Source organism: Saccharothrix sp. DSM 118769 (genome assembly GCF_052936295.1).
The window spans coordinates 3,183,073-3,197,228 of sequence record NZ_CP193627.1; the positions used below are offsets into that span (position 1 = coordinate 3,183,073).

The 14,156-nt window shown below is 73.7% G+C and carries 10 protein-coding genes and 2 pseudogenes; 4 read left to right on the forward strand and 8 right to left on the reverse strand.

Annotated features, from left to right (window positions below; genetic code table 11):
- Nucleotides 1–36: 36 nt before the first annotated feature.
- Nucleotides 37–2,430 carry a N,N-dimethylformamidase beta subunit family domain-containing protein gene (locus tag ACRAKJ_RS14270; RefSeq protein ID WP_438923698.1) on the reverse strand — a complete coding sequence of 798 codons (2,394 nt, stop codon included), beginning with the start codon at nucleotides 2,428–2,430 and terminating at the stop codon, nucleotides 37–39.
- A gap of 536 nt (nucleotides 2,431–2,966) precedes the next feature.
- Here ACRAKJ_RS14270 and ACRAKJ_RS14275 point away from each other — a divergent pair.
- Nucleotides 2,967–3,785, forward strand: coding sequence for a lipase family protein (locus tag ACRAKJ_RS14275; RefSeq protein WP_438923697.1), 819 nt, complete (start codon nucleotides 2,967–2,969; stop codon nucleotides 3,783–3,785).
- A gap of 708 nt (nucleotides 3,786–4,493) precedes the next feature.
- Here the strand turns inward: ACRAKJ_RS14275 and ACRAKJ_RS14280 are convergent.
- The 6 genes and pseudogenes from ACRAKJ_RS14280 to ACRAKJ_RS14305 all read right to left on the reverse strand — a co-directional run bounded on the left by ACRAKJ_RS14280 (nucleotide 4,494) and on the right by ACRAKJ_RS14305 (nucleotide 9,773).
- Nucleotides 4,494–5,543, reverse strand: a complete 1,050-nt coding sequence (locus ACRAKJ_RS14280) for a putative PEP-binding protein (RefSeq protein ID WP_438923722.1) — start codon at nucleotides 5,541–5,543, stop codon at nucleotides 4,494–4,496.
- 201 nt (nucleotides 5,544–5,744) lie between these two features.
- A pseudogene (locus ACRAKJ_RS14285) lies at nucleotides 5,745–6,014 on the reverse strand (PEP-utilizing enzyme); the annotation flags it as partial.
- A gap of 187 nt (nucleotides 6,015–6,201) precedes the next feature.
- A pseudogene (locus ACRAKJ_RS14290) lies at nucleotides 6,202–7,182 on the reverse strand (PEP/pyruvate-binding domain-containing protein); the annotation flags it as partial.
- 60 nt (nucleotides 7,183–7,242) lie between these two features.
- Complete coding sequence (locus ACRAKJ_RS14295) at nucleotides 7,243–7,971, reverse strand: DUF6544 family protein (RefSeq protein ID WP_438923696.1); 729 nt, start codon at nucleotides 7,969–7,971, stop codon at nucleotides 7,243–7,245.
- 41 nt (nucleotides 7,972–8,012) lie between these two features.
- Nucleotides 8,013–8,714 carry a hypothetical protein gene (locus tag ACRAKJ_RS14300; protein ID WP_438923695.1) on the reverse strand — a complete coding sequence of 234 codons (702 nt, stop codon included), beginning with the start codon at nucleotides 8,712–8,714 and terminating at the stop codon, nucleotides 8,013–8,015.
- Between the two features lie 78 nt (nucleotides 8,715–8,792).
- The gene (locus tag ACRAKJ_RS14305; RefSeq protein WP_438923694.1) at nucleotides 8,793–9,773 is read right to left on the reverse strand and encodes an Acg family FMN-binding oxidoreductase; all 981 of its coding nucleotides are present in this window, start codon (nucleotides 9,771–9,773) and stop codon (nucleotides 8,793–8,795) included.
- 153 nt (nucleotides 9,774–9,926) lie between these two features.
- Here ACRAKJ_RS14305 and ACRAKJ_RS14310 point away from each other — a divergent pair, with 153 nt between their 5' ends.
- On the forward strand, nucleotides 9,927–11,606 hold the full coding sequence (locus ACRAKJ_RS14310; RefSeq protein ID WP_438923693.1) for a GAF domain-containing protein: 1,680 nt from the start codon (nucleotides 9,927–9,929) through the stop codon (nucleotides 11,604–11,606).
- On the opposite strand, the gene ACRAKJ_RS14315 is transcribed toward ACRAKJ_RS14310, so the two are convergent.
- Nucleotides 11,607–12,257: a response regulator gene (locus ACRAKJ_RS14315; RefSeq protein ID WP_438923692.1), complete on the reverse strand. Its 651-nt coding sequence runs from the start codon at nucleotides 12,255–12,257 to the stop codon at nucleotides 11,607–11,609.
- 249 nt (nucleotides 12,258–12,506) lie between these two features.
- Here ACRAKJ_RS14315 and ACRAKJ_RS14320 point away from each other — a divergent pair, with 249 nt between their 5' ends.
- Nucleotides 12,507–13,382: a universal stress protein gene (locus ACRAKJ_RS14320; protein WP_438923691.1), complete on the forward strand. Its 876-nt coding sequence runs from the start codon at nucleotides 12,507–12,509 to the stop codon at nucleotides 13,380–13,382.
- Between the two features lie 200 nt (nucleotides 13,383–13,582).
- Nucleotides 13,583–14,143, forward strand: coding sequence for a CBS domain-containing protein (locus tag ACRAKJ_RS14325; protein WP_438926553.1), 561 nt, complete (start codon nucleotides 13,583–13,585; stop codon nucleotides 14,141–14,143).
- Nucleotides 14,144–14,156: the final 13 nt, after the last annotated feature.

The window sequence follows — 14,156 nt, forward strand, 5'->3', positions numbered from 1 at the left end:
CGACCGCCGGGGTCGCGGGCGATCGGCCCGGGCGGCTCAGCCGCTCGCCGTCGGGGCCCACACCACGTCCACCCAGTAGTGGGCGTCCTCCGCGCTCCGGTCGGGGAACCCGGCGCCGTAGCGGTACAGGCCGTTGGGGCCGTCGACGCTGCTCGGCAACGCGGTGAGCGGTTCGAGGTAGGTCCGCTGGCGGCTGAAGTGGCTGAAGTACTCGATGTCGGTGGAGTAGCGGCCGGTCGGGGTCAGGTACGACACGACGTAGGTGGTGTTCGCCGCGACCGCCACCGGGGTCGCGAACAGCAGGGTCTGCCAGCCGCTCGCGGTCTCGTTGGCGAACGTGCCGGTGGCCAGGCGCTGACCGCCCGGGGTCCACAGGCTGCCGGTGTGCCTGCCGGTGTTGCCGGGGCTCTTGTAGAACCGCACGCCGCGCACGTAGCCGCTCCGGTCGGCGCGCCACTTGACGCCCAGCTCCAGCGCGGAACCGTCCGAGAGTTCGAGTTCCGCGGGCCGGTCGGCGTTGGTCCACATGCCGCACGGGCAGGTCCGCGCCGACCTGGTGGGCGTGGCCGTCACGGGTGTGGAGAGGTTGAGCGAGTCGTCCACCGCGCGCACGCGCAGGCTCCCCGGGCCCGACCTCGCCGGGGTGTGGGTGTAGCTCCACGTGCCGCGCCCCGCCTGCCACACCGCCGGGTGCCAGGGCCCGCCGTCGGTGGAGACCTCGACACCGGCGACCTGCCCGGCCGCGTCGGCGACCGTGCCGGAGAAGGTGTGGGCGGCGCCGACGGTGGAGATGGCGGGCACGCTGGTGAGCGCCACGACGGGTGGCGCGGTGTCGGTGCTCGCGGTGGCCGCCCTGAGGGTGGGCAGGAGCGTGGCGGGCTGCACGCCCATGTCGGCCAGGAAGTTGACGGTGGCCTGCTGCATCCGCACGTCGGACGTCGGCGTGGTGGTCAGGTAGGCGTGCTCGTCGTCCACGCCCCACGCCCACTGCACCGTGCCCGCGCCGAACACCAGCGCCCCACCGGGGTGCCGGTAGTAGGTGACCGAGTGGGTCGCCGTGCCCGAGACGTAGAGGTCGCCGTGGTTCTTCAGGAGGTACGCGCCGTCCAGCGCCACGGTCGTCGACGACATCCTCGCCACGCCGCCGGGCTGGAAACCGTTGTCCGGCACCGTGTTCCACTCGTAGCCGAGAGTGCCGGGCCGGAAGGCGTAGGTGCTGTCGGCGGCCATGCCCTGCAGGTCGGTGTGCCGCCACAGCCGCATCCTGCCGTACGCGGCGGGCACCTGGAGGCGGTCGTCGCGGCGGCCGTTGACCGAGAAGATGGTGCCCAGCAACGCGTTCTCGGGCCGTCCGCCGTCCTGGGGCGGGCTGTAGCGCGGGTCGCGCCACGTGCCGGTCCAGTCGGCCAGGCCGTCGCTCTGCGTGCCCTTGGTCTCCTTGTAGGAGGCCAGGGTGCGCCAGTCGGTGCCCGAGGGGTCGATGGACCTCTCCCACCGGGTCTTCCAGAAGATCTCGTTGCCGGTGAGGAACGCCAGGTGCACGCCCGCGTCCCGGGCGGCCTCGACGTTGGCGCGCTGCTCCTCCGACCAGTACTCGTCGTGGCCGACGGCCATGAACACCTCGTGGTTCCTGATCAGGTGCCCGCGGCGGGCCGAGTCGACGTCGGTGGTGTAGCTGAGGTCGTAGCCGTTGCGCTCCAGGAAGCGCAGCATCGGGTACTCGGCGTTGAAGATGAAGTTCTCCTCGCCGTCGCCGCCGGTGTAGGGCCGGTTGTAGCTGACCTCGTACGCCTGCCCGCCCTGACCGGGGCCGTCGCCGAAGTACAGGCTGTTGCCGCCGTAGCGGTTGTACGCCACCCACGTCGAGTCGGAGGTCTGGAACAGGACTTTCGACGTACCGGTGTCGTCGCGCACCACGAACACGACCTCGTTCATCGCGCCGTTGTCGTTGCGCCGCAGCCGCGCGTAGTAGATGCCCGACACCGCGTCGAGCGGCACGGTCCAGGTGGCCGACACCGCCCAGTTGCCGCAGTCGATGAGCGCGCTGCCGTCCGTGCCGCGCAGGCACGCCGGTTGGGTCAGGCCGCCGCTGCGCGAGGTCGAGCCGACCAGTCGGGCCCCCGTGCCCCCGTACCAGCCGAGCCGGTAGACGTCCACGCGGTAGGCCGTCGCGGTGGTCTTCACCTTGAAGTCGACCCGGCTGCCGGGGGTCGCGCTGATGTCCGCGGTGAACCCGACGATGGACGGGTCGCGGTAGCCCACCTGCCAGTCGGCCGCACCGGCCTTGGTGTTCTCGCACGCCACCTTGTTGACCACCGGCGCGTCGCACACCGCCGCCGCGCCGGGCTGCGCCCGGACGGGCCTCGGCCGGACGTCGCCGACCGCCACGACGGACGCCGCCGCCAGCACGAGCACCACGAGGGCGCGCATCGACAACCCCCGGGACCTGAGCGGTCTTCCCTGCTGTGCCGACATGGCTCCCCCGTGAAGAATAATTCCCCGAGACGTCGGAATGCGCGTGAAAAGTGCGGCAGCGGAATCGGCGCTGCTGGCCGTAAATTACGCCAGGGCAACCTATCAGACCAGCTCCTACCTGCGACAACGTCCTCACTCGTTCGGCTGCCTCCGCTATCACGCGATAACCGCACATCGGCATCGCGGTCCATCTCGTGGGTGCACCCAGGCGGCCCCGGCCCACTTCGGAATTCGGCTGTCCGAAATGGGCTTTCCGGTCGAACGGCGTCCATTCCGCCTGGTGGCCCGCCCCCCGAATGCGGACCCGGCCCCGTCCCCGCCGCTGTCCGCTACCCGCGGGTGGCGGACAGCGGCGGGGACGGGTGAGAAGGCGCCTCGGTGGGGTGAAGGACCGGGCGTGCGGTGGTGGGGCTGGCGGTGGCGCGGGTAGGCAGGAAACGCCGGCGGGTCGTGACCGCCAGGCGACGTGTTGCCCTTCGTGAGGATGGACGATGTCTGCGCCGACGCTGAACCACCAGGCCACCGGGTACGACGCCCGCCAGGCGTACTGCATGGCCAAGGCCGCCGAACTGGCCTACCAGGACCGCGAACGGATCGAGGCCACCGCCGCCGAGTGGGGTTTCGACCGGGTCCGCCACCACCACTCGACGTTCTCGCCGCCGTTCGCGCTCAGCGACACCCAGGCGTACACCATGGCCAGTCCCACGATGATCGTCACCGCGTTCCGCGGCACCGAGCCGGTCCAGCTGCGCGACTGGCTGTCGGACACCACCACCCCGCCGTGGCCCGGCCCGGCGCGCACCGGTCTGGTCCACTACGGCTTCGCCGAGGCGCTGCGGGCGACGTTCCCGTCCGTGCTCGCGGCCGTCGAGGAACTGCGCGACGACGAGCAGACGATCTGGTTCACCGGGCACAGCCTCGGCGGGGCCCTGGCGATGCTGGCCGCCGCCTGGCTGCACTTCGAGGACCCCGGGCTCTCCGCCCAGGGCGTCTACACCTTCGGCCAGCCCCGCACCTGCGACCGCGCCCTGGCCGACGCCTACGACGAAGCCCTGTCCGGACGCACCTTCCGGGTGGTCAACAACAACGACGTCGTCGCCCAGGTCCCGCCCGAGCCGGTGTTCCACCACGTCCGGTCACTGCGCTACATCGACTCCTCCGGCCGCGTCCGCGACTCCACGCCCGCGGTGTCCACCCTGCTCGACCGCGGCAAGGGCATGGCCGCCGACCCGTTCGCGCCGGCGAGCGACGGGATGCGGGACCACTTCGTGAAAGCGTACGTGACCGCCCTGGAGAAGAACCTGCCCTGACCCGCGAGCCGGTGTCACCCGACAGGTGCTCACCGCGTCAACAGCCACGGGATGTCGAGTTGGTGGAGGAAGAGGCCGCAGTGGTGAGCGGGCTGGACAACGCCACCACCGGCGGCGAGGCCGAGCAGGACCGTGAGCCCGGTGGGGAGGGGTCGGTGACGCGGGTGCTGCAGCAAGCCGCGCACGGACTCGGGGTGCGCCCGCGCCGGCGACGACAGGCCGACGTGCCCGGCCTGGTCCCGGTGCGGGCCTGCGAGCCGGCGGGCCACGACGGCAGCCGCCCCTCGGGCGACGCTGTCGGCGTCGGCGAAGCGGCAGACCGCGCCGGCCCGTCTCCGGCGCCGTCACCGAACCCCTGGAACCGGCCCTCGCACGACGACGCACCGCGCCCGAGCCGGCCCCGTTCACCGCCCCGGCCCCCCACCCGGTGCTGCACCGGTGTGCGCGCTTCGACCTCACCGCCGCACTGCGCACCGCGCGGAACACCCTTCCGGGACCGCTCTTCCCCCTGCCTCCCGAGCGGGGAGCCGACAGCGGGGCCGAGCGTCTTCCACGTGGTGGTACCGGGACCGGAACGGTTCTTCGCGATCGGTGGTTCGCGGTAGCGGGTGCGCGGTCGCCCGCGACCGCGGTGTGGGCGGCGGTGTGCCGTCGTCGGCGACGGGGCGGGCCGGGTTCTCGTGGCGCCCGTCGTGCGGTCCGACCGCCTCACCGGTTGTCGGTGGTCGTGTCGGCCTCACCGACCTCGGCGCGGCCCGCTTCGAGGCGGGCGACGGGCACCCGGAACGGTGAGCAGGACACGTAGTCGAGGCCGACGTGGTGGAAGAAGTGGATCGAGGCCGGGTCTCCGCCGTGCTCGCCGCACACGCCCAGCGCGAGGTCCGGGCGGGCGGCCCGGCCTTCCCGCACCGCGATCCCGATCAGCCGGCCGACGCCCTCGCGGTCGATCGTCTCGAACGGGGACACCTCGAACACGCCTTCGTCCAGGTACACGGGGAAGAACGAGCCCTCGACGTCGTCGCGGGAGAAGCCCCACACCGTTTGCGTCAGGTCGTTGGTGCCGAACGAGAAGAACTCGGCGGTCCTGGCGACGCGGCCCGCGGTGACGGCGGCGCGCGGCAGTTCGATCATCGTGCCGATCCGGTACGGGACGTCGACACCGGATTCGCGGACCACCTCGGCGACCGTCCGCCGGGCACGCGCCGCGACGACCTCCAGTTCGCGCGCGTCGCCGACCAGGGGGATCATGATCTCCACGTCCGGGTTCCCGCCCACCCGTACGCGCGCCGCCGCGGCTTCCGCGATCGCGCGGACCTGGAGGTCGTACAGCTCCGGGATGAGCAGCCCCAGCCGCACGCCGCGCGTGCCGAGCATCGGGTTCTGCTCGTGCAGCCGGTCGACGGCGCGCAGCAGCTCCTCCGGTGCGCCGGTCTCGCCGAGCGCCTTGGCGACGGCGACGCGTGCGGTGAGCTCGACGCGGTCGGGCAGGAACTCGTGCAGCGGCGGGTCGAGCAGCCTGATGGTGACCGGCAGGCCGTCCATCTCCCGCAGGATGCGCGTGAAGTCGTCGCGCTGCAACGGGAGCAGCGCGGCGAGCGCCTCGGCTCGGGCGGCGTCACCGACCGCCAGGATCAGCCGCTCGACGAGCACCCGGCGGTCGCCGAGGAACATGTGCTCGGTGCGGCACAACCCGATCCCGGTGGCGCCGAGCCGGCGGGCGCGGGCGGCGTCCTCGGGGGTGTCGGCGTTGGCCCGCACCTCCAGCCGGTGCCGGCGGTCGGCGTGGGTGGTGATCCGCTCCACGGCCCGCAGCAGCGCGTCGTCCCCGGCGGGGCGGCGTCCCTCGAAGTAGTCGGCGACCGGGGACGGGACCACGGCCAGTTCCCCGAGGTACACCGCGCCGGCCGTCCCGTCGACCGAGATCACGTCGCCCTCGGCGACCACCGTGCCGTCGGCGGTGGTGAACCGGCGGGCCTCGGCGTCGATGACCAGCGACTCGGCCCCGCACACGCAGGTCCGGCCGAGGCCGCGCGCGACGACGGCGGCGTGCGAGGTCTTGCCGCCGCGGCTGGTGAGCACCCCCCCGGGCGTGGATGAGCCCGTCGAGGTCGTCGGGGTTGGTCTCGCGGCGCACGAGGACCACCGCCGCGCCCTCGTCCGCCCGGTGGACCGCGGTCGCGGAGTCGAACACCGCCTCGCCGACCGCCGCGCCCGGTGACGCGGCGACACCGGTGGCGAGCGGTGCCCGGTCGGTGTCGCCGAAGCGCGGGAACATCAACTGGGTCAGTTGGGCGCCGGTCACCCGCCGCAGCGCCTCGTCGTCGTCGATCACGCCCTCCTGGCGCAGCGCGTCGGCGATGCGGAACGCGGCGGCGGCGGTGCGCTTGCCGACCCGGGTCTGCAGCATCCACAGCCTGCGGCGTTCGACGGTGAACTCGATGTCGCACAGGTCGCGGTAGTGCTCCTCCAACGTCGCCATGATGCCCATCAGCTCCTCGTGGACCCGGGGTTGCAGGTCTGCGAGCCGGTGCAGCGGCAGGGTGTTGCGGATGCCGGCGACGACGTCCTCGCCCTGGGCGTCGGGGAGGTAGTCGCCGTAGACGCCGGGCGCGCCGGTGGCCGGGTCGCGGGTGAACGCGACGCCGGTGCCCGAGTCCTCGCCCAGGTTGCCGAACACCATCGCGCACACGTTGACCGCCGTGCCGAGGTCTTCCGGGATGTGCTCGGCGTGCCGGTAGGTCCGGGCCCGGTCGGTGCGCCACGACTCGAAGACCGACGTGATCGCCATGTCCAGCTGCTCGCGCGGGTCCTGCGGGAACTCCCGGCCCGCGTGCTCGCGGACGATCCCCTTGAACGCCGCGGTCAGCGCACGCAGGTCGGCGGCGTCCAGACCGAGGTCGCCGGTGACGCCCTTGGCGCGCTTGGCGTCGCGCAGCGCGGCGGCGAAGTGCTCCGCGTCGACGCCCAGCACCGTGGTGCCGAACATCTGCACCAGTCGGCGGTAGGAGTCCCAGGCGAGCCGCTCGTCGCCGGCCCACGCGGCGAGGCCGGCCACCGAGTCGTCGGTCAGGCCGATGTCGAGGACGGTGTCCATCATGCCGGGCATCGAGAACCGCGCACCGGAGCGGACCGAGACCAGCAGCGGCTCGTCGACCTGCCCGAGCTTGCGGCCCATCGCCCTTTCGAGGGTGTGCAGGTGCTCCTCCACCTCCGCGGCGAGCCCTTCGGGCGCCCTGCCGGTGGTGAGGTGGGAGCGGCAGGCTTCGGTGGTGATCGTGAACCCGGGAGGCACGGGCAGGCCCATCACGGTCATCTCGGCGAGGTTGGCGCCCTTGCCGCCGAGCAGGTCCGCCATGGACCGGTTGCCCTCGGCGAAGTCGTACACGTACTTCGGCATCGTCACTCCTCGTTCGATCCCTCGCGGGGACGCGGTGACCGCGGCCGGAGGCGGAACCGGTCAGCCGGCCGGGTGGCGGGTGATGTCGGCGTCGGTGAAGTCGAACTGGGCGTAGGTGAAGGGCCCGTCGGGCAGGTGCCAGGTCGCGCGGGCGCGACGGGGGCGCACGCGGTCGCCCACGAGGAGCCAGCCGTCCACGGGGGTGGACCACCTGGTCCTGGTGAGGCCGGTGGGCAGGTCGGCCCAGCGGTCGTCGGTGGTGACCTCGCGGGGTGCGCCCCGGTGGTCGGTGGTGACGCGGGCGGTGACCTCGGTGCCGTGGTCGGTGAGGGTGGCGTCGAAGGTGTGCCCGTCGACCTCGGCCCAGGTGACGGGCAGGTCGAGCAGCGTGGACGGGGCGAGCAGGAGCGCGTCGTCGAGGTAGGTGACCAGTTCGGCGGCGTCCACCTCGGGACCGGTGGCGTGGGCGAGGGTGAACGCGCCGAGCGCGGTGGCGTGCAGGCGGCCGTGCCCGTCCGAGTAGGTGTCGGTGGCGTGCACCGGCAGCACGTGGCCGAAGTTGAGGTGCAGGTGGAAGTCGCGGCGCAGGGGGGCGGTGGTGTTGCGCTGCTCGACGCGGCACGCGGTCCAGTGGTCGGTGGGCCTGCGGCGGAACCAGCCGTGGGCGCGCAGGTCGAAGCCGGTGTCGCGGGGGCGGCCCGGGACGCCGGTGAAGCGCAGGTAGCGCCGGGCGGCCTCGGGCAGGTGGGCGATGTCGTGCTCGGTGACGGTGGTGGCGGTGCGGGTCATGGTCGGGAGCCTCCGGTCGGTCGGTGGGGTGAGCGGGGTCGTCACCGGGGGTCGGCCGCCTCCAGCCGGGGGGTGCGTCGCGCCTCCGCCGGGACGAGGTGCGCGACGAGCACGGGGCAGCGGGCGTGGTAGAGCGCGGCGCGGGCGGTCGGGCCGCGGTCGGCCAGCACGAGCAGGTCGGTGTCGGCGTAGCGGGCCACCGCCTCGTGCGGGTGCATCCGGGCCGTCACCGAGCTGTGCCGCACGCCGCGCAGCACGTGGTCGGCGTGGCGCACGGGCACTTCCGGGTGGTCGGCGCGCAGCGGCAGCGGGGGGACGGCGTGCAGCACGCGCAGCGCCGCGCCCCGCCGTCCGGCGAGATCGGCGGCGCGGGCGAGGGCCAGGTCGTCCCGCTCGTCGCCGGTGACCAGGGCGGTGACGCGGCGGTGCCCGCCGTCGAGCGCCTCGGGCGTGCCGCGGACCACGACGACGTCGCACGCGGCGTGCCGGGTCAGCGGCACGACCAGGCGGCCCAGTCCCAGCGGGGTGCCGTCGACGCCGCGGTACCCGATCACCACGACCTGGGCCCGGGTGCTGACGAGCATCAGGTCGTGCAGCTCGTCGGCGGTCGGGCGGTGCTCCTCCAGCGGCGCGCCCAGCAGCGCGGCGTGCGCGGTCGCCCACCGCACCGCCTCCGCGCACCGGGGGGAGCCGTCGTCCAGGACGACGACCGGGGACGGAGCGGTGTTCACGTTGCGTGCCATGCCTTCACGGTCGTCCGCGCGGTCGTCCGCGAGTAGGGGCGTGGGTGCCGCCCGGGGCGGGACCAAGGTCCCTGCCGTTCAGGACCGGGACGGGTTCGGTTCCAGCAGCAGGTCGGTGACGTCCCGGCGCGGGCTGGGCGGCACGTGCGCGCCGAAGCCGATCCGCAGCAGGGTCTGCGGCACGACCGAGCCGCCCAGCGACCGGCGCAGCTCGGTGTGGGTCCGCCGGACCTCGATCACCTGGGACAGGAACGACGCGGACAGGCCCAGCGACGTCGCGGTCAGCAGCACCCGTTGCAGCGCCTGGCCGGCCTGGACCTCGCCCAGCGGGCCTTCGTGGAACGAGCAGAGCACGGCGACCAGCGGGTCGGGCTCGTAGTCCTTGCCCGGTGGGCGTTCGGCGGCGCGGAAGTCGCGCAGCGCCCACTCGTCCTGCGGTGCGGGGCGCACGCCGGCGGATCGCGGTGGCACGCCGTCCGACCCCCGGGGCCCGGTCCACGCGGCGAGTTCGGCGCCCACGGCCGGGTCCTCGGACTGGGCGCGGTGGGCCCGCGCGACCAGCGCTTGCAGGCGGGCGCGTTCCCCCCGGTCGAGGACCAGGTGCAGCCAGGCGCGTTCACGTTCGGCGGCGCGCACGAGGGCGTACCGGTGGGCGGTGGGCACGGGGACGTCGCGGAACGGCGTGCGGTTGGTGCGCCGCCGGGGCACCGCGGCGATCAGCTCGCGGACCTCGGTGTCGGCGTCGCGGTGCCCGCCCCAGCGGACCACGGCCAGCGCGCCGGGCGCTTCGGTGCCGGGCAGCAGGGTGACCAGCGGGCGGATGCCCCGCGCCCGCAGGCCCAGGCGCAGGTTGAACAGGGCCGCACCGCACGCCAGGCGCTGTTCGCGCCCGTCGGGATCGGTGGCGGGCAGCGCGCGCCCGGGGTCGGGGTGCAGTTCGACGCGGTCGGGGCCGACCCGGAACCGCCACGGCTGGGTGTTGTGCACCGACGGGGCCAGGGACGCCGTGCGCAGCACGTCCTCCACCTCGTACGGCTCCAACCCGAACAACCCGTCCATCGCCTTCACCCCAAGCACGCCACTCGATCGAACCAACACTCCTACTGTCCGGTTCACGGAGTGGCCAGCACACAGTCGAAAGTCCCCGATCGGAGGAGTTGTCAGACCCTTGGTGGTAGCCCTTCCGGCACGGATCGCGAGATGCTCTGAGTCGTGGACGAACACGAGCACCCCCGGTTGCTGGCCGGTCTGCGCCTGGACGAGCTGCTCGACGAGATGCGCGAGCGGCTGACCGAGATCGGGTCGACCAGGGACAAGATGCAGGGCCTGCTGGACGCGGTGCTCGCGGTGGGCACGAGCCTGGAGCTGGACGCCACCCTCCAGCGGATCGTGCAGGCCGCGGTCGAGCTGGTGGGCGCCCGCTACGGGGCGCTGGGCGTGCTGGGCACCCAGGAGGACCTGTCGGAGTTCGTCTACGTGGGGATCGATCCCGGGACCCGGTCGCACATGGGACACCTGCCGCAGGGCAAGGGGCTCCTGGGGCTGCTGATCAAGGACCCGCGGGCGATCCGGTTGCACGACCTGGCCGAGCACCCGGCGTCCGTGGGGTTCCCGGCCAACCACCCGCCGATGCACAGCTTCCTGGGCGTGCCGGTGCGGGTGCGCGAGGAGGTCTTCGGCAACCTCTACATGACCGAGAAGGTCGGCGGGGCGGACTTCACCGCCGACGACGAGGTCGTGCTCTCGGCGCTGGCCGCGGCGGCGGGCGTGGCCGTGGAGAACGCGCGGCTGTTCGAGCGGTCACGGATGCGGGAGCGCTGGCTGGAGGCCACCGCGGAGGTCAACTCGGAGCTGTTGGGCGGCGCGTCGGCGGAGGACGCGCTGCGGCTGATCACCCGGCGCACCAGGGAGCTGTCGCAGGCGGCGATGTCGCTGATCGTGCTGGCCGAGGACGGGTCGAGCCGGCGGCTGCGCATGGCCGCCGGCGCGGGCGAGCGGGTCGAAGGGCTGGTCGGCGGGGCGTTCACCGGAACCGGGTCGTTCGTGGAGCAGGTCCTCGACTCGGGCACGCCGATGCTGATCGAGGACCTGGAGGGCGCGCTGGGCGACACCGCGGTGGACGTGGGGCCGGGTGTGGCGGTGCCGCTGCGCGCCGGTTCGGCGGTGACCGGGGTGCTGCTGGTGGCGCGGGACAAGGGCGCTGTGCGGTTCAGCGCGGAGCAGGTGCCGCTGCTGGCGTCGTTCGCCGACCAGGCGGCGGTGGCGCTGGAGCTCGCCGAGAACCAGCGTGCGCGCCGGCTGGTCGACCTGCTGGAGGACCGCGACCGCATCGCGCGCGACCTGCACGACCACGTCATCCAGCGGCTGTTCGCCACCGGCATGAGCCTGCAGGGGGCGCTGGGCTCGATCCGCGACCCGCGCGTGCGCGAGCGGGTGCGCAAGGCCGTGGTGCAACTGGACGAGACCGTGCTGGAGATCCGCACCTCGATCTTCGACCTCCAGGCCGCCGAGGACGTCCCCGGCCTGCGCCGCCGGCTGCTCGACCTGGTCTCCGAGCTGACCGAGGACGCCCCGGTCGTCCCCACGATCCGGATGACCGGCACCGTGGACAACTCCGTGCCCGACCACATCGGCGAGCACGCCGAGGCCGTGGTGCGCGAGGCGGTCAGCAACGTGGTGCGCCACGCCCACGCCCAGGGGGTCGTGCTCACCGTCGAAGCCGGCGACCACCTGACCATCAGCGTCGTCGACGACGGGGTCGGCATGCCCGAGCAGGTCGCCCGCAGCGGTCTGCACAACCTGGAGCAACGCGCCCTCGACCTGGGCGGCACCTGCGCCACCACCGCCGGACCCGACGGCGGGACCCGCCTGACCTGGCAGGTCCCGCTGTAGTCACTCCTCGTTCGACGGCGAGGGCCTGCGCAGCTTGGTCGCGAGCACGGCGGCCTGGGTGCGGCGTTCGAGGCCGAGCTTGGCCAGCAGGTGGGAGACGTAGTTCTTGACCGTCTTCTCGGCCAGGAACATCTTCTCCGCGATCTGCCGGTTGGTCAGGCCCTCGCCGATGCAGTCGAACACGATGCGCTCCTGCTCGGTCAGCGACCGGACCGGATCGCCCTCCTCGCGCTCGCGGCGGATGCGGTTGAGCAGGGAGGCCGTGGAGCGGGCGTCGAGCAGCGACCCGCCCGCGGCCACGGTGCGCACGGCGTTCTGCAGGTCGTGGCCCAGGATGCGCTTGAGCACGAACCCCGAAGCACCCGCCATGATCGCGTCGAACAGGGCCTCGTCGTCGGTGAACGAGGTCAACATCAGGCACTTCAGCTCCGGCAGCCGGGACCGCAGCTCGCGGCACAGCTCGATGCCGTTGCCGTCCGGCAGCCGCACGTCGAGCACGGCCACGTCCGCGCCGCTGACCGGGACCCGGGCCAGCGCCTCGGCCACCGAACCGGCCTCGCCCACCACCTCCAGGTCGTCGTCGGCGTTGAGCAACTCCCGGACCCCGACCCGGACGACCTCGTGGTCGTCCACCAAGAACACGCGCGCCACCGATGAGCCCCTTCTTCCGCCTGGTACCCAGGTTCGCCGACCCCGGCCGTCCGGTACAGGGACCAAAGACCCTGCCGCCCGGTGCGCGACGTCCCGCGCACACCGGCGACCGGTGGGCACGACGACCGCGGGCGCGACACGGCCACAGGGCCCGGGTCGGTGATGACCGACGACCGCGTTCCGCGGCGCGGCCCCTGGCTAGCTTTCGGAGGGGAAGAGGACGACAGCGGAACGTGGAGGGGAACGGCGATGAGCGAACCGATCGTGGTCGGCGTGGACGGGTCGGCCTCGGCCCTGGCCGCCGTGCGGTGGGCGGCGGCCGAGGCGGCACGGCACCACGTGCCGGTCAAGCTGGTGCACGCCTACCAACTGCCGGTGCGCGGCTACCCGGAGATCGTGCTGACCGCGCACGACGTGCGGACGGCGTTCGAGGAGGTGGGCCGTGAACGGCTCGCCGAGGCCGAACGGACCGTCCTGGAGGCGGCTCCCGGGGTCGAGGTCGGGAAGTCCCTCGTGCTCGGCGGCCCGGCGGCCGTGCTGGTCGAGGAGAGCCGCCGCGCCCGACTGGTCGTGCTCGGCTCCCAGGGGCTCGGCGGGTTCTCCGGGCTGCTGGTCGGATCGGTCGCGGTCGCGGTCTCCGCGCACGGTGCGTGCCCGGTCGTCGTCATCCGGGACCAGGTGCCCACCGAGGGCGCCGTCGTCGTGGGCGTGGACGGTTCCGAGATCAGCGAGCAGGCCGTGGCGTTCGCCTTCGAGCAGGCGTCCGTGCGCGGTGCTCCGCTGACCGCCGTGCTCGCCTGGACCGACTTCCTCGTCGACAGCGTCTACGGCTCCCGCTTCACCGTCGACTGGGCGCAGGTCGAGGACGAGGAGCTCCGCCTGCTCGCCGAACGCCTGGCCGGCTGGCAGGAGAAGTACCCGGACGTGCGGGTCACCCGCGCCGTCGTCCGCGACCGCCCCGTGCGCGCCCTGCTCCAGGCCGCCGCCGACGCGCAGCTGCTGGTCGTGGGCAGCCACGGCCTGGGCGGCTTCACCGGCATGCTGCTGGGCTCCACCAGCCAGGCGCTGGTCTACCACTCCCCGTGCCCCCTGGCGGTCGTCCGGCCGGTGGGGGCCGCGCGCTGAGGGTGTCGGGCCGGGAACCCCGCGACCCGACGTGCCCGGTGCCCCGGTCAGGGCACCGGGCACGTCGGGTCGCGGACCCGCTGTCCCCCCGGTTCCCCCCGGCCGGGCAGGGACCTGTGTCACCGCTGCGAAGGGCCCATCCGCACTGCTCCGCGACCGCCGGCAGGCGGACCGTTGCCGGTATGAACGCAGCAGATGTGATGACGAGGCCCGTGTACACGGTCGAGCCCACCACCACCGTGCGCGCCGCGAGCGCGCTGCTGGTCGACCACGGCTTCTCCGCGCTCCCCGTCGTGGAGCCGGGCGGGCTGTTGACCGGCATCGTCTCCGGCTCGGACCTGCTGGTCGCCAACCTCGGCCGCACCGGCGCGACCGTCGGCGAGGTCATGACGTCGCCGGTGGTCAGCGCGCCCCTCACCGCCTCGCCCAGCGAGCTGGCGAGCGCGATCCTGGGCCACCGCCTGCGCTGCCTGCCCGTGGTCGACGCGCTGGGGTGCGTGGTCGGGGTGGTCAGCCGCGGCGACCTGCTGCGCGTGCTGACCCCCGACGACGACGTCCTGGCCGCCCGCGTCGACCGGCTGCTGACCGCCTACAGCCGCACCCGCCGGTGGGGCGTCGAGGTGGAGAACGGCAAGGCCGTGGTCGCGGGACCGTTCGAGGACGAGGCCGAGCGCCGCGTCGTCACCGCCCTCGTGCACACCGTCCCCGGTGTGACGGGCGTCGGCCTGAGGCCGGTCGTCGCACCGGTCCGGGTCGACTGACCGCGCGTCCCGC

Coding starts and splice junctions, on each gene's coding strand:
- ACRAKJ_RS14270 (WP_438923698.1), bottom strand. CDS start 2,430: ATGCGCGCCCTCGTGGTGCTCGTGCTGGCGGCGGCGTCCGTCGTGGCG.
- ACRAKJ_RS14275 (WP_438923697.1), top strand. CDS start 2,967: ATGTCTGCGCCGACGCTGAACCACCAGGCCACCGGGTACGACGCCCGC.
- ACRAKJ_RS14295 (WP_438923696.1), bottom strand. CDS start 7,971: ATGACCCGCACCGCCACCACCGTCACCGAGCACGACATCGCCCACCTG.
- ACRAKJ_RS14300 (WP_438923695.1), bottom strand. CDS start 8,714: ATGGCACGCAACGTGAACACCGCTCCGTCCCCGGTCGTCGTCCTGGAC.
- ACRAKJ_RS14305 (WP_438923694.1), bottom strand. CDS start 9,773: ATGGACGGGTTGTTCGGGTTGGAGCCGTACGAGGTGGAGGACGTGCTG.
- ACRAKJ_RS14320 (WP_438923691.1), top strand. CDS start 12,507: ATGAGCGAACCGATCGTGGTCGGCGTGGACGGGTCGGCCTCGGCCCTG.
- ACRAKJ_RS14325 (WP_438926553.1), top strand. CDS start 13,583: ATGACGAGGCCCGTGTACACGGTCGAGCCCACCACCACCGTGCGCGCC.